The organism is Calothrix sp. PCC 7507, from assembly GCF_000316575.1.
Taxonomy (GTDB): domain Bacteria; phylum Cyanobacteriota; class Cyanobacteriia; order Cyanobacteriales; family Nostocaceae; genus Fortiea.
In genome coordinates, this window is record NC_019682.1 from 6,779,525 (window position 1) to 6,799,851 (window position 20,327).

The 20,327-nt window shown below is 44.0% G+C and carries 25 protein-coding genes and 1 riboswitch; of the genes, 10 read left to right on the forward strand and 15 right to left on the reverse strand.

Annotation, left to right across the window (positions count from 1 at the left end; all coding sequences use genetic code 11):
* Positions 1 to 237 precede the first annotated feature (237 nt).
* The 3 genes from CAL7507_RS29055 to CAL7507_RS29065 all read right to left on the reverse strand — a co-directional run bounded on the left by CAL7507_RS29055 (position 238) and on the right by CAL7507_RS29065 (position 2,452).
* Entirely contained in the window at positions 238 to 864 is a 627-nt protein-coding gene (locus CAL7507_RS29055; RefSeq protein ID WP_015132073.1) for a J domain-containing protein, read from the reverse strand.
* 270 nt (positions 865 to 1,134) lie between these two features.
* The gene (locus CAL7507_RS29060; RefSeq protein ID WP_015132074.1) at positions 1,135 to 1,728 is read right to left on the reverse strand and encodes an ATP-dependent Clp protease proteolytic subunit; all 594 of its coding nucleotides are present in this window, start codon (positions 1,726 to 1,728) and stop codon (positions 1,135 to 1,137) included.
* A 61-nt stretch (positions 1,729 to 1,789) separates the two neighbouring features.
* Positions 1,790 to 2,452 carry an ATP-dependent Clp protease proteolytic subunit gene (locus tag CAL7507_RS29065; protein ID WP_015132075.1) on the reverse strand — a complete coding sequence of 221 codons (663 nt, stop codon included), beginning with the start codon at positions 2,450 to 2,452 and terminating at the stop codon, positions 1,790 to 1,792.
* Positions 2,453 to 2,835: 383 nt separating this feature from the next.
* On the opposite strand from CAL7507_RS29065, the gene CAL7507_RS29070 reads away from it, so the two are divergent.
* From CAL7507_RS29070 to CAL7507_RS29090, 5 genes are read left to right on the forward strand one after another with little or no spacing between them, the layout of a single operon-like run.
* Positions 2,836 to 4,092, forward strand: coding sequence for a VWA domain-containing protein (locus CAL7507_RS29070; RefSeq protein ID WP_015132076.1), 1,257 nt, complete (start codon positions 2,836 to 2,838; stop codon positions 4,090 to 4,092).
* On the forward strand, positions 4,089 to 5,369 hold the full coding sequence (locus CAL7507_RS29075; protein WP_015132077.1) for a VWA domain-containing protein: 1,281 nt from the start codon (positions 4,089 to 4,091) through the stop codon (positions 5,367 to 5,369). The genes CAL7507_RS29070 and CAL7507_RS29075 overlap by 4 nt, the downstream gene beginning before the upstream one ends.
* Before the next feature lie 54 nt (positions 5,370 to 5,423).
* The gene (locus CAL7507_RS29080) at positions 5,424 to 5,825 is read left to right on the forward strand and encodes a VOC family protein (RefSeq protein WP_015132078.1); all 402 of its coding nucleotides are present in this window, start codon (positions 5,424 to 5,426) and stop codon (positions 5,823 to 5,825) included.
* Between the two features lie 38 nt (positions 5,826 to 5,863).
* Entirely contained in the window at positions 5,864 to 6,304 is a 441-nt protein-coding gene (locus tag CAL7507_RS29085) for a GNAT family N-acetyltransferase (protein WP_236556832.1), read from the forward strand.
* 54 nt (positions 6,305 to 6,358) lie between these two features.
* Positions 6,359 to 7,153, forward strand: coding sequence for an Rpn family recombination-promoting nuclease/putative transposase (locus CAL7507_RS29090; protein WP_015132080.1), 795 nt, complete (start codon positions 6,359 to 6,361; stop codon positions 7,151 to 7,153).
* Between the two features lie 81 nt (positions 7,154 to 7,234).
* Here the strand turns inward: CAL7507_RS29090 and CAL7507_RS29095 are convergent, their stop codons facing one another.
* Entirely contained in the window at positions 7,235 to 8,311 is a 1,077-nt protein-coding gene (locus tag CAL7507_RS29095; RefSeq protein ID WP_015132081.1) for a PIN/TRAM domain-containing protein, read from the reverse strand.
* Positions 8,312 to 8,560: 249 nt separating this feature from the next.
* On the opposite strand from CAL7507_RS29095, the gene hemW reads away from it, so the two are divergent.
* Positions 8,561 to 9,739: a radical SAM family heme chaperone HemW gene (gene hemW / locus CAL7507_RS29100; RefSeq protein WP_015132082.1), complete on the forward strand. Its 1,179-nt coding sequence runs from the start codon at positions 8,561 to 8,563 to the stop codon at positions 9,737 to 9,739.
* Between the two features lie 56 nt (positions 9,740 to 9,795).
* On the opposite strand, the gene CAL7507_RS29105 is transcribed toward hemW, so the two are convergent.
* From CAL7507_RS29105 to dapF, 7 genes are all read right to left on the reverse strand, one after another.
* The gene (locus tag CAL7507_RS29105) at positions 9,796 to 10,035 is read right to left on the reverse strand and encodes a type II toxin-antitoxin system Phd/YefM family antitoxin (protein WP_015132083.1); all 240 of its coding nucleotides are present in this window, start codon (positions 10,033 to 10,035) and stop codon (positions 9,796 to 9,798) included.
* Positions 10,036 to 10,159: 124 nt separating this feature from the next.
* Positions 10,160 to 10,498, reverse strand: a complete 339-nt coding sequence (locus CAL7507_RS29110) for a type II toxin-antitoxin system PemK/MazF family toxin (RefSeq protein WP_015132084.1) — start codon at positions 10,496 to 10,498, stop codon at positions 10,160 to 10,162.
* The gene (locus CAL7507_RS29115; RefSeq protein ID WP_015132085.1) at positions 10,498 to 10,734 is read right to left on the reverse strand and encodes a hypothetical protein; all 237 of its coding nucleotides are present in this window, start codon (positions 10,732 to 10,734) and stop codon (positions 10,498 to 10,500) included. Before CAL7507_RS29115 ends, CAL7507_RS29110 begins: the two co-directional genes overlap by 1 nt.
* 176 nt (positions 10,735 to 10,910) lie before the next feature.
* Positions 10,911 to 11,327: an NAD(+)--rifampin ADP-ribosyltransferase gene (gene arr / locus CAL7507_RS29120; protein WP_042342584.1), complete on the reverse strand. Its 417-nt coding sequence runs from the start codon at positions 11,325 to 11,327 to the stop codon at positions 10,911 to 10,913.
* Complete coding sequence (locus CAL7507_RS31210) at positions 11,272 to 11,766, reverse strand: clan AA aspartic protease (RefSeq protein ID WP_369750822.1); 495 nt, start codon at positions 11,764 to 11,766, stop codon at positions 11,272 to 11,274. Before CAL7507_RS31210 ends, arr begins: the two co-directional genes overlap by 56 nt.
* 2 nt (positions 11,767 to 11,768) lie before the next feature.
* On the reverse strand, positions 11,769 to 12,035 hold the full coding sequence (locus tag CAL7507_RS29125; RefSeq protein ID WP_015132087.1) for a hypothetical protein: 267 nt from the start codon (positions 12,033 to 12,035) through the stop codon (positions 11,769 to 11,771).
* Between the two features lie 230 nt (positions 12,036 to 12,265).
* Entirely contained in the window at positions 12,266 to 13,105 is an 840-nt protein-coding gene (gene dapF, locus CAL7507_RS29130; RefSeq protein WP_015132088.1) for a diaminopimelate epimerase, read from the reverse strand.
* 101 nt (positions 13,106 to 13,206) lie between these two features.
* Here dapF and CAL7507_RS29135 point away from each other — a divergent pair, with 101 nt between their 5' ends.
* Complete coding sequence (locus tag CAL7507_RS29135) at positions 13,207 to 13,428, forward strand: hypothetical protein (protein ID WP_015132089.1); 222 nt, start codon at positions 13,207 to 13,209, stop codon at positions 13,426 to 13,428.
* Positions 13,429 to 13,510: 82 nt separating this feature from the next.
* On the opposite strand, the gene CAL7507_RS29140 is transcribed toward CAL7507_RS29135, so the two are convergent.
* On the reverse strand, positions 13,511 to 15,775 hold the full coding sequence (locus CAL7507_RS29140) for a cation:proton antiporter (protein WP_015132090.1): 2,265 nt from the start codon (positions 15,773 to 15,775) through the stop codon (positions 13,511 to 13,513).
* 381 nt (positions 15,776 to 16,156) lie between these two features.
* On the opposite strand from CAL7507_RS29140, the gene CAL7507_RS33305 reads away from it, so the two are divergent.
* Both CAL7507_RS33305 and CAL7507_RS33310 read left to right on the forward strand, forming a co-directional pair.
* Complete coding sequence (locus CAL7507_RS33305) at positions 16,157 to 16,345, forward strand: hypothetical protein (protein ID WP_052331566.1); 189 nt, start codon at positions 16,157 to 16,159, stop codon at positions 16,343 to 16,345.
* Positions 16,346 to 16,459: 114 nt separating this feature from the next.
* A complete protein-coding gene (locus tag CAL7507_RS33310; RefSeq protein ID WP_052331567.1) occupies positions 16,460 to 16,729 on the forward strand; it encodes a hypothetical protein in 270 nt (89 codons plus the stop codon).
* Positions 16,730 to 16,897: 168 nt separating this feature from the next.
* Here the strand turns inward: CAL7507_RS33310 and CAL7507_RS29150 are convergent, their stop codons facing one another.
* Both CAL7507_RS29150 and CAL7507_RS29155 read right to left on the reverse strand, forming a co-directional pair.
* Positions 16,898 to 17,095 (reverse strand): hypothetical protein, encoded by a 198-nt coding sequence (locus CAL7507_RS29150; protein ID WP_015132091.1) that lies wholly within the window; start codon positions 17,093 to 17,095, stop codon positions 16,898 to 16,900.
* Between the two features lie 114 nt (positions 17,096 to 17,209).
* The gene (locus CAL7507_RS29155; RefSeq protein ID WP_015132092.1) at positions 17,210 to 18,487 is read right to left on the reverse strand and encodes a glycosyltransferase; all 1,278 of its coding nucleotides are present in this window, start codon (positions 18,485 to 18,487) and stop codon (positions 17,210 to 17,212) included.
* A gap of 162 nt (positions 18,488 to 18,649) precedes the next feature.
* Positions 18,650 to 18,850, reverse strand: a riboswitch (cyclic di-AMP (ydaO/yuaA leader).
* 206 nt (positions 18,851 to 19,056) lie between these two features.
* On the opposite strand from CAL7507_RS29155, the gene CAL7507_RS29160 reads away from it, so the two are divergent.
* Entirely contained in the window at positions 19,057 to 20,145 is a 1,089-nt protein-coding gene (locus tag CAL7507_RS29160; protein WP_015132093.1) for an RnfABCDGE type electron transport complex subunit D, read from the forward strand.
* Here the strand turns inward: CAL7507_RS29160 and CAL7507_RS32565 are convergent.
* Positions 20,133 to 20,303, reverse strand: a complete 171-nt coding sequence (locus CAL7507_RS32565) for a hypothetical protein (protein WP_160166378.1) — start codon at positions 20,301 to 20,303, stop codon at positions 20,133 to 20,135. The two genes, CAL7507_RS29160 and CAL7507_RS32565, sit on opposite strands and share 13 nt — an antisense overlap.
* Positions 20,304 to 20,327: the final 24 nt, after the last annotated feature.

Genomic DNA, 20,327 nt, shown 5'->3' on the forward strand with positions numbered 1-20,327 from the left:
CTGCATTCTAACAGAGTGTAGTTTATGATGTAGCAATGTTCAGGTAAATTAGGACATAGACTATTAGACTGACACAATTAAAGACAGTCGCTACAAACTAACACCAAAATTGTATATGGCGTTTCTCAACAAGCGTGAGGTCCATCGGTAAGGGCACGGCAGTGCCGTGCCCTTACACAGCGTGATATAATTCTGTATCTCATCTGAATGGGAAGCGCTATAAAATCTCCATCAGAATTAAAAAACCTGTTCTAATCTTTGGAAGTCGCGTTGGACTTCATTCCAGAGAGTCTTGTTGTGGGGGTCAGTTTTTAGGGCTTTTTTGAGATAAATTCTGGCTTTTAAAAGTTGGTTTTGCGTAATTAGCGCCCGTCCCCAAATCTGATAGGCTATCGCTTGCCATTGGCGCACTTCTGGATCGGCTGGTAAACGATCTGCTAAAGCCTCCGCTAGGGCGATCGCCTGGGGAAATCGTCTCTCTTTCAAAAACCGCTGCAACTGTTCATAAGTCTTCCACTTCAGCCGTTGTTCAATTTCTGCCAGATGTGGCGGCTTTGGAGTCGTTGGTGGTTGGGTTTTGACAGTAGTCGCTGCTGGTGCTTTCTCCTGAGGTGATGTCTTTAAGTCATCATACCAAGACGTGCGTGACCGGCTGGAGTTGAGAAATGTCTCCTCTGGCGGTACAACCGTCAAAAGGAGTTTGTAAGCCTCTGTTAGGGCAATAAACTTATCTTTAGCTTTTTTGTCATCAGGGTTGATATCGGGGTGGTATTGCTGCGCCAATCGTCGATAAGACGTTTTGATGTCGGCAAAAGAGGCTCCCGACCTTAAACCCAATAAACGGTAACAATCGCCAAGATCCATCTTGAGTTCATCAGAAGAGCGAATATCTAGCTCTCAGCTATCAGCTTAAAGCCTGAGGTATTAATGATAAAGACTAATTTTCTAATTTAAGGTTCACACTTAACGTTTTGGGACTGGGGATTGGGGATTGGGGACTGGGGACTGGGGACTAGGGACTGGGGACTGGGGACTGGGTATTGGGTATTGGGGACTAGGAATTTTACTCCTTATCTGCCCCTGCTCCCATTCGGCTACGCTCACGGCAAGCCTGCCCCCTGCCCCCTGCCTCTTCTACGGTCTTTCCTCAATCACACGGTCAATTAAACCGTATTCTTTAGCTTCCGCAGCAGACATGAAAAAGTCACGATCCATGTCTTTTTCAATCTTGGCTATAGTCTGACCAGTTTTTTCAGCATAAATCCCATTGAGCTGGTGACGAATCCGCAGGATCTCTCTAGCTTCAATTTCGATATCGCTTGCTTGCCCACGGGTACCACCAGAGGGTTGGTGAATCATAATCCGTGAGTGAGGCAAGGCCATGCGTTTGCCTTTGGTACCCGCTGCCAACAGGAATGACCCCATAGAGGCGGCTAAACCCACGCAAATGGTCACCACATCTGATTTGATGTGTTGCATGGTGTCAAAAATGGCCAAACCGGAGGTGACCATACCACCAGGGGAATTGATATATAAATAGATATCTTTACCTGGATCTTCCGAATCCAGATACAGCATAACAGCAATAATCTGGTTGGCAATCTCGTCATCAATGTCTCGCCCCAAGAAAATAATCCGTTCCCGATACAGGCGATCGTAGATGCTGATCCAGTCTGTAAACTGACCCCCGGGCATCCGGTAAGGGACTTTAGGAATACCTATAGGCATTTTCGTTACTCCGTTTGTAATTAATTGGTGTGTGAGTTCTTAACTCAGCACTCAGCACTTACTAAAGGACACTAGCGGGTAGTGGGGGATTTGCAAGTTCTTCTTTTTCAAAGACTCGATCAATCAAGCCGTATTCTTTAGCTTCATAGGGAGTCATGTAAAGGAGGCGATCCATATCTTTGGCAACTTTTTCTGGTAGCTGTCCAGTGGTACGAGACAGAATATTCACCATCGATGCTTTGTTAGCCAAAACTTCCCTAGCTCGAATTTGAATATCCGTTGCTTGACCTTGGGCGTAGCTCTTGGGCTGATGCAGGATAATCGAGGCATGGGGGAGACTGGCGCGGCAGCCTGGAGTACCAGCACTGAGTAACATGGCAGCCATACCCATCGCGGAACCGATGCAGATGGTGTGGATGGGAGGCTTGATGTATTTCATGGTGTCGAAGATAGCGAAGGCTTCGGTTTCAAAGCCAATGGGTTCGCCACTATAACCGGAAGTGCCAGTAGAGTTGATATAAATTTTAATGGGCTTGTCGGGGTCGTCGGACTGCAAAAACAACAGTTCAGCGACGATCAATTCTGTGACAGCAGCTACCAGCGGCATCCCCAGATAGACAATTCGTTCCTTCAACAATAGAGAGGGTAAATCTGGTGGCGGTGTCCGGTAGGAGTTGTCGCCGTAGTAAGGGGCTTGAACAGCCTTGATGGGGGAAATGTCCATAGCAACTGATCGCCTGAAATTGTGCCGTTAACTGTAATACATCCTAGCGCGATGCTATGTCTCCTTAAGGTGCGGATTTCTCCCTAATCCTTCAGGGGACTGGACATCTACCAATACTTGGCTTGTAGGATATTCTGAATATATTAATCTAAGTTGTCATTTGTCACTTGTACTGAGCGACTTGCCTTGAGCGAAGTCGAAAGGAGTCGAAGTATTGGGCATTTGTCAGGTGTCAGGGGTCGGGAGTCAGGGGTCAGGAGTGATTAATTATTCTCTTCCTATTGCCTATTGCCTATTCCCCAACTTTGTTTTCCGTAGCGCTGATGTTGTGCTTTGTAGTTATTTATAAATAATGTGTATATCCTAAATAGGAAGTTTGAGTTATGAAGGTTAGTTTGCAGCCATCGTTAAATGATGCTAATTTAGATGCCACTCAACTGAACTCTCAACGTCAGTTGTCTATTTCGATTTCGGCGATCGCGGAAATTTTAGACCGCCAAGTGCCACTAAATCTATGTTTAATTCTTGACCATAGTGGTTCTATGGGTGGGCGATCGCTCGAAACGGTGAAGGAGGCGGCGTGTCGTTTGGTTGATCGACTTAATCCTGGCGATCGCCTGAGTGTGGTAGTGTTCGATCACCGTGCTAAAGTCCTAGTTCCTAATCAAGTTATTGAAGACCCAGAACATGTCAAAAGGCAAATCAACCGCCTAGCTGCTGACGGTGGGACGGCTATTGATGAAGGTTTGCGTTTGGGGATTGAGGAGTTGGCTAAGGGCAAAAAGGAAACTGTTTCTCAAGCTTTTTTATTGACTGATGGCGAAAATGAACACGGGAATAACGATCGCTGTTTGAAATTCGCCCAATTGGCTGCAAGCTATAACTTGACTCTCAATACCTTGGGTTTTGGCGACAATTGGAATCAAGATATTTTAGAAAAAATTGCTGATGCGGCTTCGGGGACATTATCCTACATTCAACGTCCCGATCAGGCGATAGCAGAGTTTGGCCGCCTATTTAGCCGTGTGCAAGCTGTGAGTTTGACTAATGCTTATCTGCTATTCTCCCTCATGCCTAATGTCCGGCTAGCGGAACTCAAACCAGTAGCCCAAGTTTCTCCAGATACCATTGAGTTACCAGTGCAACCAGAAGGGGATGGTCGCTTTGCGGTGCGGTTGGGAGACTTGATGAAGGATACAGAACGGGTAATCTTGGCTAATATTTATCTAGGACAGTTGCCAGCAGGTAAACAGGCGATCGCTAATATCCAAGTCCGCTATGATGATCCTGCCGAAAATCAAACAGGATTATTGTCAGCTAATCAGCCGGTGTATGCAGATGTCACCAGCGTTTACCAACCCGCTACCAATCCCGAAGTGCAACAATCTATCTTGGCATTAGCCAAGTATCGCCAAACCCAGTTAGCAGAAGCAAAATTACAACAAGGCGATCGCGCTGGTGCTGCAACTATGTTGCAAACTGCTGCTAAAACTGCTTTGCAAATGGGAGATACTGGTGCGGCGACAGTGTTGCAAACCTCTGCTACCCAACTACAATCTGGACAAGATTTATCTGAAAGCGATCGCAAGAAAACCAGGATTGTCTCCAAAACCGTTTTGCAAGATACTCCTCACCAATGAAAGTTAAATTGCTGTCGGCGTTAAATGATACAAATATTGATGCGGCTCAAGCAAGTAGCCAGCGTCAATTGGGGATTTCGATTTCGGCAATTGCTGGTGAGTTGGAGCAGACTTTGCCGCTCAATTTATGCTTGATTCTCGATAAAAGTGGTTCCATGCATGGATCGCCAATTAACACGGTGATCCAGGCGGCAGAACGATTATTGGATCAACTTAAAGTAGGCGATCGTCTCTCAGTTGTGGCTTTTGCTGGTTCCGCAGAAGTCATCATCCCTAATCAAATTGTCCAAGACCCCCAAAGCATCAAATCTCAGATTAAAAACAAACTGAGTGCTAGCGGTGGTACGGTGATTGCCGAAGGTTTAGCACTGGGAATTACAGAGCTAATGAAGGGCACAAAAGGCACTGTTTCCCAGGCGTTTTTACTGACAGATGGTCATGGTGAAAGCGGCTTGCGGATTTGGAAGTGGGATATCACCCCAGATGACAACAAGCGCTGTTTAGAACTTGCTCACAGGGCTACTAAGTTCAACCTGACAATCAACACCTTCGGATTTGGCAATAGCTGGAACCAGGATTTATTAGAAAAAATCGCCGATGCAGGTGGTGGAACTCTAGGCTATATTGAGCATCCAGAACAAGCTGTAGAGCAGTTTAGCCGCTTGTTTAGACGGATTCAATCAGTAGGCTTAACTAATGCCTATTTACTATTGTCCCTCGCGCCAAAGGTGCGGCTAGCAGAACTCAAACCCATCGCCCAAGTCTCCCCAGACACTATTGAGTTACCTGTGCAATCAGAAACAGATGGACGCTTTGTCGTGCGTTTAGGAGACTTAATGCAAGATGCAAAACGGATCGTGCTAGCGAATATTTATTTAGGACAGTTACCAGCAGGTGAACAAGAAATTGGGCATCTGCAAATCCGCTATGATGACCCAGCAGTAGAAAAACAGGCTTTACTCTCTCCCATAGTGCCAGTATATGCAAATGTGGTGCAAGTTTACCAACCAACTACCAATCCCGATGTGCAACAGTCTATCTTGGCATTAGCCAAGTATCGACAAACCCAATTAGCCGAAGCAAAATTACAACAGGGCGATCGCGCTGGTGCTGCAACTATGCTGCAAACTGCGGCTAAAACTGCCCTGCAAATAGGAGATACAAATGCAGCAACGGTGTTGCAAACTTCCGCTACCCGCCTCCAAGCCGGTGAAGAACTTTCAGAAGCAGACCGCAAAAAAACTAGAATTGTCTCCAAGACAGTTTTACAAGAATAATTGTTAGGGTGGGGTAATACCTGCCCTCATAATTCGTTATGTCATTTTTAATTCATGAAAACTAGTGGCATTCATCATGTAGCGATAATTTGTTCTGATTATGAACGCTCAAAAAAGTTTTATGTGGAAGTTTTAGGTTTTTCGATTATTCAAGAGACTTTCCGTGCTAAAAGAAATTCTTATAAATTAGATTTGCAAGTAGGAGAAAATAGCCAAATAGAGTTATTCTCATTTCCCAATCCTCCACAACGAGTTAGTAGTCCAGAAGCTTGTGGTTTAAGACATCTGTCTTTTAAAGTTGATGATATTGAAGAAACTGTTATTTACTTAAAATCTCAAAATATAGAAGTAGAAAATATTAGAATCGATGAAATTACTGGGAAGAAATTTACATTTTTTAAAGACCCTGATGATTTACCATTAGAGATTTATGAGAGCGAGGTAAATGCAATATGATACTCAGAGAGTATCAACCGTCTGATACCCAGATAATAATGCAACTGTTTTATGATACAGTTCATGAAATCAATATTCGTGATTATACTCAAGAACAAGTAAATGCTTGGGCATCGAAAAGTTTAGATTATGAAGTTTGGCACGCAAGGTTACAAGTCAAGCAACCCTATATCGCTGAAAATAATGGTGAGATAGTTGGGTTTGCAGAATTAGATCCTGATGGTCATATTGATTGTTTTTATTGTCATAGCAAATACCAAAGACAGGGGATTGGCTCAACACTGCTAAAACATATAGAAAATACTGCAAAATTACGAGAAATTAAACGGTTATATACAGAAGCTAGCATTACTGCAAAACCCTTTTTTCAAAACCAGGGATTTAGCATAGTTAGAGAACAACAAGTAGAAATTAGGGGAGTTATGTTGAAAAATTATGTAATGCAGAAATACCTATTTTCTCACATTGCTATCACATAGCGATCGCTACCACAATTTTAGGGGCAAATCAGCCCCTATTTTCTCACTATCAATATGTTTGACAATATCTGCAAATTCCTGGCTGAAAACTTCTCCACTGACTTTGCTACTTGGTTGTTAGGAGAATCTATCACATTAACCGAACTTAGTCCTCAAGAATTATCTCTCGAACCCATTCGGGCTGATGCTCTAATTCTGCTACAATCTGCTCAAGATATATTACACATAGAATTCCAAACCCAGGTTGATTCAGAAATCCCTTTTCGGATGCTAGATTATCGCGTTCGCGGTTATCGCCGCTTTCCGCAAAAAGCAATGCATCAAGTCGTGATTTATCTCAAGCGCACAGATTCAGACTTAGCGCGACAAAATACCTTTATCATCCCTGGAACACGCCATGAATTTAAAGTCCTCAGACTTTGGGAACAACCAACAGAGGACTTTCTCACAACACCTGGACTCTTGCCATTGGCAGTATTAAGTAGTACAGTTTCTCCAGAATCAGTACTTAACGATGTGGCGCAGCAAATTAATCGTATTGGCGAATTAAAAACTCAAAGTAATCTTGCGGCTGCTACAGCAATTTTAGCTGGGTTAGTATTAAAGAAAGATGTCATTAAAAGAATTTTGAGGTCAGATATTATGCGTGACTCAGTGATTTATCAAGAAATCTTAGAAGAAGGTAAAGCCGAAGGTAAAGCTGAAGGTAAAGCTGAAGCTTTAATTGCAGTGGCTAGAAATCTAGTTAATACAGGTATGTCACTAGAGCAGATAGCGCGAATTACGGGTTTGTCAATAGAGCAATTACAATATTTACAGGCTGAGTTAGGAAATGACGCAGGTCAATAAGATTTCAGTAAATCTCAATAAACAATCGGTACAGTTAACCTGCACCGATCGCTTAATTTTACTTGAATTGAACCCATAGTCTCATGCTAAAGCGGAAGCTTGGGGTTTAGCAAAAATCATCCGTCCTGCTGTGGTTTGCAAGGCACTCGTGACTACTACACGCAATTCACCACCGATATAACTGCTGCCTTCTTCAACGACAACCATTGTACCGTCGTCTAAGTAGCCAATCCCTTGACTAGGTTCTTTGCCTTCCTTAAGAATCTTCAGGTCTAGATTGTCGCCTGGTAAATAGGTGGGACGAACGGCGTTAACCAAATCGTTGACATTTAACACCGGGACTTTCTGCACACTAGCGACTTTAGACAAGTTGTAGTCATTGGTGAGGAGAGTACCGCTGATTTCTTGGGCGAAGCGGACTAATTTGGCGTCTACTGTGGGAATATCTTCGTAGTCAGATGGGTTGATCAAAATGCGATCGGGGTAAGCTTCTTTAATCCGATTCAAAATTTCTAGACCCCTTCTACCTCTTACCCGTTTTTGGTCTTTGCTGGCGTCGGCGACTTGTTGCAGTTCTTGCAAAACAAACTGTGGGACAATAATTTGTCCTTCCAGAAACCCTGTGTCGAGGAGTGCTTCAATTCGACCATCGATAATGCAGCTAGTGTCTAAAACTTTGGTGTTAGCAGGCTTGAGAGTTCCCTCTACTACCATCGTTTCTACGGTGTTGGGATTAATGAACCGCAGTAAGCCTCTACCGTGAGTATCTGCTAAATTCATGCCCGTTACAGACAGCATAATGCTGCCAACAACTGCAACTAGGGGTTTAATAAAACTAAAATCCGTGGGTATGGGTAGCAAAAATAACGGGGCTAGCATTAAGTTAGCTACTAATAGCCCAATCACTAAACCGATCGCCCGCGTTAAGATCACTTCGAGTGGCATTTCGCGGACTTGTGTTTCTAGACGACGAAATGTAGTCTGAAACCTTAAGCCAACTGCACCGCCAATAATGGCAGCAAAGACGGCAATAACTAAGCGTAAGGCGTTGAGATCCGTAACACCATCTAATGTTCCATCAGGTAACAGTTCAATGCTGTAGAACCCTATTCCCGACGCTGCCAGGATGAATGAGAGAATGATAATGGCGTCAAGCATGGTTGTGTTGTTTTCCTGCAGATGTGTTAACCAATATAGTTAAGTATTTTTTATTTCTTCGCTAAAATAGATTCAGAAATATTTACTTACACTCTTAGGTTTAGGCAGGCAATATCTGCAAATATTATAACCAAATACTTTTCTCTTCATATTTGTCATTGTTTTGTTGTAAAACGATAAAAATGTCAATAAATTAATAATTTTCATTCTTGGTAATTTTCAATAGGGCTAGTTTTATTCTTTCTCACAATGGCTCAAAAAGTGAATGTTTTTGGTATTCCGAGTTCTGCTTATGTGCATATTCCGTTTTGTCGGCGGAGGTGCTTTTATTGTGATTTTCCTGTATCTGTCGTGGGCGATCGCCTGCGGGGTGAAACTTCTGGTACTATCTCCCAATATGTGGAGGTGCTATGTCACGAAATCGCTAACTCACCAGCTTTTGGTCAACCACTAAAAACAGTTTTTTTTGGCGGGGGTACGCCTTCACTGCTATCAACAGCACAGTTAGAGCAGATATTAGCAGCATTAGCAGAGCGTTTTGGTATTTTAGCTGGGGCGGAAATTTCTATGGAAATTGACCCAGGCACATTTGATTTAGCACATATTGCAGGCTACCGCAGCCTGGGGGTGAATCGGGTAAGTTTTGGTGTACAAGCTTTTCAAGAAGAGTTATTAAAAATTGCTGGGCGATCGCACTCACTTGCAGATATTTTTACAGCTTTGGACTTAATCCGCCAAGTCGAGATTCCCGAATTTAGCTTAGACTTAATTTCTGGTTTGCCGCATCAGTCTTTAGATCAGTGGCAAGATTCTCTAGAAAAGGCTGTAGCTACTGCACCAACTCATATTTCTATATATGACTTGACAATTGAGCCAGGAACCGCGTTTGGGCGTTACTATCAACCTGGTTCTAATCCCTTGCCAACGGACGAAACCACAGTCAAAATGTACCAAATGGCACAGCAAATTTTGACTACTGCTGGTTATCAGCATTATGAAATTTCTAATTATGCCCAGTCAGGACATCAATGTCAACATAATCGAGTCTATTGGGAAAACCGTCCTTACTATGGCTTCGGTATGGGTGCGGCGAGTTATGTAGAGGGAAAGCGGTTTACTCGTCCCCGGAAAACTCAGGAGTATTACCAGTGGGTGAAAGCTGGGTGTGCAATTAATTGTGAAGTGACACCACCTGATGAAGTATTATTAGACACCTTAATGTTAGGCTTGCGTTTGGCTGAAGGCTTGAGTTTATCGAGTTTGGTTGCAGAGTTTGGAGAAGAGAAAGTTGCAGATATTCATCAATGTTTGCGATCGCACTTTGCACAAGGTTGGGTAGAAGTTGTGGAAGGAAGGTTGCGTTTAAGCGATCCCCAAGGATTTTTGTTTTCTAACGTGGTGTTGGCAGATCTATTCGCAAAGTTGTGAACAGGATAAAATTCTCAAGAATGAGAAAAGTTATGCGGCGGCAAAGAGAGTTGAACTCATTTCCCCTCAAAAGCACTCAAAATATCCTCTGGCAAAGTTGCATCAAAATCGTCGGGGACAGTAAATTCACCAGCACACAAGCCAAATGGTCGTAGTTGCTTACCGCTGGATGAAATAGGTCTAATTTCAGCGATCGGTTTATCTGCTTGAATGATAATAAACGTGACACCAGCTTCCACTTGGCGGAGATATTTTAAGGGATCGCGTTGAATCTCATCAATTGTTACATTCAACATGGCAACGTTTTTAGACTAGCGGTAGTTTATCAGCTAACCCAACATTACAGCAATAATGAGGTGTACGCCCATTGAGATGACGAAGCGAATAGTCTAAAATCCAAAATGGCATTAGCTGGCGCTGCTAAAGGTACAAGATTGTTCGTAGTCCCTCATCTATCTCCTCTTGCAAATAGTCTGGCAATGAACCAATACGTTCAACTAGAAACGTTTTATCAACTGTGAAAATTTGAGATATATTAGCTACGGAATCTCTGGACAACCCTGATGATCCTTTAGATAACAATACATTACCTGGTGCTTCTGCTAACTGAATATTTGAAGTGATAATAACGACAATGACTGTATTGATACGGCTTTGAGTAAAAATATCATCTTGAATTATCAAAACAGGACGACGGTATCCAGGTTCTGAACCTAATGGATCAGGTAAGTTCGCCCACCAAATTTCTCCCCGATACATCACCAATCCTCATGTGGCATAGACATAAATTGCATCCTTGCCATCACCGGATCTAATTCCGAAGACTCTTTTGAGTAAACTTGGTTTAACTTGTGCAGGATTTGATTCCGGTTGTACTTCTTTAAATATGCTTGTAATGCTTTTGTGTAAAGTTCACTACGTGACAATCCTAACTCTTGGGCTAGTGCTTCTGCTTCTGCAAAAACTGAATCTGGAAGAGAAATTGCAGTTTTCATAGTGTCCTGAAGGGTAATCCCTACATTTCAGTTATACTTCAGTTATACCATGATTACAAGAGCATTCAATCTGAATGCCATAAGTTTCTCAAGCTGGGTTGCAGGATCAGGAACATGAGCGCCCCATCAGCTCGCATCCGGAAGCTCATCGAGTGCCCGATGATGCGGGGAGTAACTCAGTCGTCGATTGCCTCAACACCAAGTCGCCTAAGTCGCTCAATGTTGTCCTTCATGGCCTTAAGCGCTTCGGGGGAGTGCCCCTGCCAATCCGTGACCTCGCCCACAACCCGTAGCGGCTCCCGAGAGCGGTATGACTTCGTCGGATTACCCGGGTATTTCTTGTCCGTCAGATTGGGGTCATCCATAATCGGGCCGGTCGGTTCCACTATGTAGATTCTGCCGGAACCTTCGCCGAGTGCCAGTTCCGCCCCCCAGGTGGCTGCATCCAGGGTGGCAGTCAGGTAGACGTAGGTCGCCTTCTTCCTCTTACCGTAGTTAGAGGTGTATCCGGGCTTGATTAAGTCTCCCGGCTTCAGGTCAGCCCGTGTGCCATGATAGAACCGCTGCGAACTCAGATCGTCGGTGGTTGCCACCGGCTGCTTTACAGTTGACTCGATATCGACAGGGCCAGAAACTGAAACAGATTCGCTTGCCATAATTATCTCCGGTGGTTGTGGCGAGTGGATAAAGAGGGCTAACTATAAACTGAATGATAAGTTCTTGCTCATCCAACAAAGCAGTTCCAAGCAAGGGTCGTCTTCCTGTCGCAATGACAAGGACTTCCCGCTCTTCACCACCCCAAAGAACAATCGCCTCGTAAAGCGGGAGCAACACTTCGCTGTTATCTGCTAAATTTGCAGATGTATCGTGTCTGAAGGTTAAACCCATCAGTGAAACTGCTTCGAGAGGAAGGCAAAGTTCCCCAGTGAAGCCTGTATCTATGACAAACTCAATCGGTATGGTTGAGCCGTTCGGCAGCAAAAACGTCAGCGCGACAGTTGCGTGTCTATCCGTCACAATTCCAGAAATCACTTCTAGACCCGCTCCATGACACCACCAAATGAGACAGCGACGTTATAGCCGATGCGAATACCAAATAGGCGAGCGTTTGGGTGTTTCTTACTGAGGTTACGTGATGCTTGTAGTCCAGTTTTATCAACTTCATAACCGCCTGTTTCAATGTCGATGATCACCATCTTGCCAATGTTTTCCGCGATCTCAACTTTTTGACGGATTCCACCCTCGTACAGTTGCTTTGCTCGACGTGCAACCTCTTCGCGACTTAAAAGGATTGCTTGCATAAGCTGGTTCCCAATCACTGCGCTTTCTCTTTGAGTGCTTCCATAATATCTTAGACTTGGATTGAATAGCAGGGTGACGTTCCGCTTCACCCACCACTAATGTCGCTGCAGATGTAGATTAGGTTGAGGGAGATAAACGCCGTTCACGTAGCTTCTCGTACCCCTAAGGAGAAGCAAGCTACAACCTAACTTACACATCCGCAGCATTCTTTTTTTGAATTGTTATCAGTTTATAAACTACCAGTGAAAACCTTTTGTGCTGGGCCCGTCATATACAGCCGTTGGTCAATTTGGGACCATTCAATTTGTAATGGGCCACCCGGTAATTCTACAGTCGCGGTGCGATCGCTTCTCCCGGTCAATACAGCCGCAACTAAAGCCGCACAAGCACCAGTTCCACAAGCTAAGGTAATCCCCGCGCCTCGTTCCCAAACCCGCATTTTCAGGTAATCAGGACGCACTACTTGAATAAATTCGGTATTTGTGCGTTGGGGAAAAACTGGATGATGTTCAAATTGCGGGCCGATCGCTTCTAGGGGTATGGCGGCGACATCTTCCACAAAGGTAATACAGTGAGGATTTCCCATGCTGACACAGGTGACATCCCAAGATTTCCCTGCTACCTCCAGCGGTTGATTAATCACCTTCTCTTCAGCTAGTGCAAGGCTGGTGGGAATTTCGCCAGCGAGTAATTTAGGTAGGCCCATATCCACCTTTACTTGACCATTGGGCAATATTTGGGGTGCCATCACGCCAGCTAGGGTATGAATGTGATACAGGTCTTTATTTCGGGATTCGCCTTCTAAATCGGCTATGAAACCAGCTAAACAGCGAATACCATTACCGCACATTTCTGGTTCTGAACCATCGGAATTAAAAATCCGCATGGTGTAGTCAGTACCATTTTCTCCAGGTAGTGCAAAAATTACACCATCAGCACCGATACCAAAATGGCGATCGCACAACTCGACTGCTTGCTCTGGAGTCAGCACTGGTAAGGATGTTGAGCGATTATCAATCAGAATAAAGTCGTTACCTAGACCGTGATACTTAGTAAATTCGATTGCCATTTACCTAAAGATGAATTATCAATGAATTGGGAATGAGGCATTGGGAAAGTATTTTCCATTCCCCATTCCCTTAATTAAACATATTCTCATCTACATAAAAAATGCTTACCACTGAATTTGATACTTCACTCCCCAGTATTCGGCAAGTGCAAACTCTGATTAAACAAACAGCAGTCGTAGAGTTCAAACTGCTGACAGGCGATTTACTAACAGGTAGGGTAATTTGGCAAGATCCAAACTGTGTGTGTATTGTGGATGAAAACAGTCAGCAAACTACAGTTTGGAAACAGGCGATCGCTTATATTAAATCAGTGAACAGTTAACAGTGAACAATCTGATAACTGATAACTGATACTTCGACTACGCTCAGTACAAGTAACTGATAACTGATAACTGATAACTGTTTTATCCCAGCGGTAAAATATTATTCAGCGAAAACAGGGGTTGCAGCTGATTAAGACTGGACAAGCTGCCACATAATAATATTTGGTCGCCATCTCGCAATTCCATGTTGCCTTCAGGTGAGGGGATAAATTTGCCATCTCGTCGTATTGCTTGCACTTCTACTTCATATTGGCGAACATCTAAATCTACTAGAGTTTTGCTTAAAACGGGCGAATCGGCGTTCACAGTTATCCATTGACAAGCACTGTTTTCTCCGGGGACAACTGCCCTACCTAGGGCAAATTCAGCCAAAGCAGCTAGTTCTTCATCTGCTCCCACGACCAAAAGGCGATCGCCTGCTTCTAATTTAGTTTGATTATTGGGGTAGTCTATTTCTTCACCGTTAGCGCGGCGAATTGCCATTAAACTTGCCCCTGTTAAGTAGCGCATATCGGCTTCTTCGAGGCTCATACCAATTAACGGCGAACCGGAGGGGAGGGGATACCAGCGGCGATTTAAATCGAGAGTTGCTTGTCGTAAATCACGGGAAACTTCAGTTGCAGAACGCTCTGGTCGTAAGGCTAAATAGTGATCGTTGCGGATTTGCTGCATTTCTCGTTGGATCACAGCAGGTGACAAACCCACATCGGTTAATAAATAAGTTGCCATTTCTAAACTGGCTTCAAACTCTGGTTGCACAACTTCCCTAGCTCCCAGTTGATAAAGCATTTCAATATCTTTATCTTGGGTAGCGCGAACCACTAAATCTAATTCTGGGCACAACTCCAAAGCGCGTTTGAGGCAAAGACGAGTACTCATCGGATCGGGAAGTGCGATCGCCATTCCTTTGGCGTGGTTCACTCCAGCGGTTTCGAGAACGTGCAGACTCACACAATTACCATAGACATAAGCAACCCCAGCATCGCGTAATTGTTGAATTCTGCGTTCTGATTGGTCGATTACGACTACAGGTAGCTGGTGTTGCTGTAACAGTTTCACCAAGTTCTTACCCACTCGCCCATAACCACAAACTACAACGTGGTCTTTCGATGGCAATTCTTCGGAAACATCCCGTGGCTGTTCTTCTTCTAAATAGGGTTTCAGCCAAGGCATAGTTTCGGCGAAGTTAAACAGAAATGGTACTAACCGCAATACAAACGGGGTAATTACCAGTGTGACTGCTGTGGTTCCTAAAATTAGTAAATATATCTGTCGAGAAACCAACCCCAAAGCCTGTCCTTCACTAGCTAGCACAAAGGAAAATTCCCCAATTTGAGCCAGTCCTAATCCAGCAATCAACGCTGTCTTTAACGGATAGCGGAACAGCTTTACTAGGGGTGTGATAATCAAAAACTTCCCCACAAAAACCAGTGCTACTAATGCCAGAATTAATTCTAGGTTGTTCCATAGAAACACTGGGTCGATTAACATGCCAATGGCGGCAAAAAATAAACTGGCGAAGATATCCCGCAGCGGCTCGACATAAGTCAGGGTTTGATCGGCGTATTCCACCTCGGAAATCATCAAACCGGCGACAAATGCCCCCATTTCAATCGATAGCCCTAAATATTCAGTGAGCAGGGCAATACCTAAACACAGCGCCACTACACCTAATAAAAATAGTTCTTTGCTTTCAGTACGGGCGAGGAGTCTTAACAAAGGTGGTATCAGCCAAATCCCCGCTGCAACGGCACCAGCCGCAAATAAACCAATCCGCAACAGCGCTGTTAATACTGCTATACCAATAACTTCAGGTGGTTCATGCAGAGCGGGTAACACTGCTAGCATCAGTCCTAGGGCCAAGTCCTGGACTACCAGGATTCCCAGCATCACTTGTCCGTGGGGCGTTTCTGTTTCGTTGCGCTCCATTAAGCACTTCAGAACAACTGCTGTGGAAGATAAAGACAGAATTGATCCTAAAAATACTCCCTTAGCGGGTAATACGTCCCAGGCTCCGGTGACACCACACAGCAAAACCGTGATGAGAATCGTCAGAGTAATTTGTAGTCCTCCTCCTCCTAGGGCGATCGCCTGAACTTTTTTGAGTTCCGAGAAAGAAAACTCTACTCCCAAGGCAAATAACAAAAATGCCACCCCGAACTGGGCTAAAGTTTCTACTTGAATAACTTCTTTAATCAGTCCCAGCCCAGCAGGACCAACAATCATCCCACCGATCAGATACCCCAGCAAAACGGGTTGCTTTACCAGCGCCGCCAACAGTCCCCCACAGGCGGCGACGGCGAGAACTGAAACTAAATCAACAATTAGCCTAAAATCTTCTTGCACCAGTTTTAAACAAAAATATTAAGACCCATTAACTCAGCATACAAATATTTATTTAGTTTTTGGTATTTTGCTGTTAGGGATTTCCGGGAAAATAAAATACCAATTTGTAGGGTGTGTGACGCTGCGACAATGCATTGAGTAGAGCGATATATGATTTTGTAGCGTCACGCACCGTTGAGGATTGTAGCTACTCAATTGGTACATTATTAATCAGCCAGTCCCTTACTGGATGGAAATTCAAAAAAACTAAAAAAATACTGTTGATGACTAGTGTTGATTATGACATACACTATAATTTTGGTGTTCATCGACCGTATAAGTACTTAAAAATTAAAAATTGTTACAGAAGCAAATTATACTTAAACTCCAGGAGAAATAGTAATGAGCAATAAATTTACTCATGGATATGCGCTTTTAATTGGTGTCGGAGAGTCAGCTTATAATAAACTATCGCTACCTGTAACAGTTACCCCAGCAGGATTTGTTGAAGCATCTCCATCAAAAGGCTTGATTGAGGAATTGAAAAAAGGTAAAGGTCGAATTGTGTTTACTTCTTCGGAAGGTACGTAATCTTCTTTCTACGTTCGGGATGAATCACTCAGCATCTACACCTATCATTTTCTTGAAGCTTTGCATGGTGCTGGCAATCAACCTGGAGATACGGAAGTCAGGGTTTCTAATATTATGAATTATGTTGGTAAAACCTTACCCGATAGCGTACGGAGTCAATATAAGCAAGAACAAATTCCACAATTCTATATGACGGGAGTAGATTTTGCGATCGCACAATTACGAGGTGGTAAGGGTTTACCAAATAAGGGGTGGGATGAGGTGAAACCGGAAGCAACACAGAATATTAATAAAATAGCTGATGTCATAAATCAGCATGGGAAGTTTATTACTAATATTAATGAAGCTCAGGGAATTCATATTGGGGACGTTTATAATAAGTAATTTTTGTAAGGCGATATTATGTTGTTTTAATTTGATAGTGCTTTTAACAGTTAGTGACAAAAGAAGAAACTCCTTCAGGTAAGCTGAGTCGTGGAAAGAGGGAACCCAAAGAGCGCTCTTTGGAATCTCCTGCTTTATCAGGTACTTCTGATTAATGGTGAGAGGATTTCAAGCTACATCTTCCGCAACCCAAGTAGTATAGATATCCTCAATAAATTTGCTGCTGCGACGAGTTCCCCTATTCTTCGTCACTCTGGCTTTCAGGGTGGTGAGATACATGCCGTGCATTACTTGATGTCCATAACCGAAAACTGTGCCAACCTGCTTTGTGGCTTGATGTCTAACATCATCTCCAATCTTCAACATGGGTTCTAACTCCTTGGTTAAATTCAGTGAACAGTTAACAGTTAACAGTTATCAGTTACTTGTACTGATAACTGTTGAGTGGTTGATATTTTACTGTTTGTATGATGTGGGCAGTTAAGCTACTAGCTGTGGTTTGTTCTCGATTACGAGTGTACTTTGAGCTAGCAGACGAGTGTATAGTTGGGCTAGTCGGGAGGCTACACTATCCCAACTAAAGGCAATTTCTACTCTTTGCCGACCAGTTTCGCCTAGTTGTTTTCCCCAATCTGGGTTGGTGAGGATACGGTCAATAGCAGCAGCAAAAGCTACTTCGTCCTTGGGTGGGACGAGTAACCCTGTGACTTCTGGTACAACAGTAAACTGCAATCCGCCCACATTACTAGCGACGACGGGAGTTCGACTAGCCATCGCCTCAATCGCAACTAAACCAAAAGGTTCATAGTGGCTGGGTACTACGCATACATCAGCGGCGGCATAATAGTAAGGGAGGACAGTATCATCTAAGCGTCCAGGAAAGATGGTGCAATCTTTTAGCCCTAATTCAGCAACGATGTTTGCAATGCGATCGCGTTCAATACCATCACTCTGTCCTGGACGGCTACCACCGCCAATCACTAACTGGATATTAGCTTTACCTCTTAACTCAGATTTAGCGATCGCTCTCACCAAGGTTTCAATCCCTTTGCGCTGATCAAAGCGACCGACATAAAGCACCATCTTTGTATCAGATGTTATGCCTAAATGCTCTCTAGCTGCAAACTTGGCAATTTTGCCGAATCTATCAATATCCGTACCACAAGGAATCATTTCCATCCGTCCGTTCGGGGAAACCAGTATCCGCATGTGTTTCTGCTCTTGAGGGCTGGTCGCCACCACGCGATCTGCAGTTTCTAAACAGGCTTTTTCTACAGCTAATCTTTGAATGGCAATGACGGGAACATTACTAATGCTTCTGTATTTAATTGCACCTAGAGAGTGGTAAGTATGCACCTGAATCAGCGGTTGCTGCTTTCTCAATTCCATCCCCACCCAAGAAGACAACCAATAATTGGTATGAATTATGGGATACTGAAATCCTTGATTTTGTTGAAATTGCTGGAATTCTCTCAAGAATTCGCTCAGATAGTCGAATAAGTGATCTCGTCCGATAAACTCAGATGGGCCTGCTTTTAAACGAATAGTGCGACAGTTCTGACTGTGTTGCACAATGGCATCTTGCTCAGGACTACTGTAACGAGTAAACATGTCCACTTGCCAGCCTAGTTGAGCCAGTGCATAACCTACCTGACGTACATAGACGTTTTGACCCCCAGCTTCTTCTTTACCAATCTCGATAGCGGGGTCGCCATCAACAGAAATCAGCGCAATGCGATGTTTTTTATTCTGGAACATAGTAAACTTTACCTCAAGGCGAACAATCCTGCCTCAAATGCCAGAAAATAAGATATGTTTATCCTCTCCTTATGGCCGAGGGCAGGTACAACGAAGTGCAAAGTTACCAGCCAAGGACACTGACGAGAACCAAGCATTATTACTAGTAAAAATGCTGCTCGGTCAGTCTCCTCTCAAAGCCTACGAAGTTAGCTGACGGGCTAGAACTGAGAGATGTCCTTCTTCTGAGGGATTAGGTATGAAGTATGTGTTTCATACTTAAGCCTGTAGTGAAGATACGCCCCAAATATGGTTCCTCCGCTCCCGTTTACCTTGATTTGCAAATGCTCTCAAGGCAAATATTGGATTAGGCAGACTGATTTAATTTTTATTTAATTATTTTTACCTTACCTTGTAAGCAGGAATTGAGTCAAGGGTCAACAAGGAAAGGCAATAGGCAAGAGTCAACCGTCAACCGTCAACCGTCCCCAATCCTAGTTTGTAACAAAATCTGTAACGACAAGATGTTTGCGCTTATACCCGTCTAAATTGATGAAACCTCTCAAAGCGATCGCTGAATCGACGGGTGAATGTTATTCAAGGATATTCGTGATTATCAAATTCTCTTTCTCTCTTTATTCTTAGTTTTGGGAATTGGGACAAGGGACTGGACGCTGAAGCCTGAGTTAATTGGCGTGGCGATCGCTACTTGTTTATTGACTCAAGGGATATTTTCTGTAGTCAAGAGTCAATGGTCAAGAGTCAAGGGTCAAGAGTCAAGAGTTATTTCTCCCTCATCCTCCCTATCTTCCCAATCCCCAGTCCCCAATCCCCAATCCCCAATCCCCAGTCCCCAATCCCCAGTCCCCAGTCCCCAATCCCCAGTCCCCAGTCCCCAATCCCCAGTCCCCAGTCCCCAATCCCCAGTCCCCAGTCCCCAATCCCCAGTCCCCAGCCACCAATCCCTTAGTCTGCGTAGTGCGTTGATTACCTCATTGGGACTGAGTTTACTATTGCGGGCTGACCACTGGACGACGATGGCTTTAGGGGCAGTTTGTGCGATCGCTAGTAAATTTCTTTTGCGGGTGGGGGATAAACATGTCTTCAATCCTGGCAATTTTGGGATAATTACCGCTTTGGTATTCACTCCTGACGCTTGGGTTTCACCAGGACAGTGGGGAGAAGACTGGTGGTATGGACTATTATTTGTCGGGACTGGCGGGATGATTTTGCAACGAGTCGGTCGTTGGGACACTACAGCCGCTTTTTTAGGTGCTTACTCTCTCCTAGAAGCGATTCGCAATCTTTGGCTGGGTTGGACTTGGGATGTTTACTTGCACCGTTTGATGAGCGGTTCTCTGCTCTTATTTGCCCTGTTTATGGTGACTGATCCTCGGTCAATTCCCAATGCTCGAATTGGTCGTGTAGTTTGGGCAATGTGCATCGCCATCTTAACTTTTATCTTGCGTAATTATTTCTTTGTCTCCACTGCAGTTTTCTGGGCACTATTTATACTTGCACCATTAACCATACTGCTAGATGCTCTTTGGTTAGCCCCGAAATTTTCTTGGCGAGGAAAGGGGGAACAGAGAGATGAAGAAGTAGGGGGAGATAAGGGAGGTGAGGAAGCTATATCCTCCTCATCTTCACTCTTGTTATCCGATCCTTATTCAGGGTGACGGGGTGATAGGGAGAATGCTTGTAACTTTGAAGTCCAAACTTCAACTTCCGAACACCAAACTTCAACTTCCGAACACCAAACTTCGACTTCCGAACACCAAACTTCGACTTCCAAACACCAAACTTCGACTTCCAAACACCAAACTTCGACTTCCAAACACCAAACTTCGACTTCCGAAGT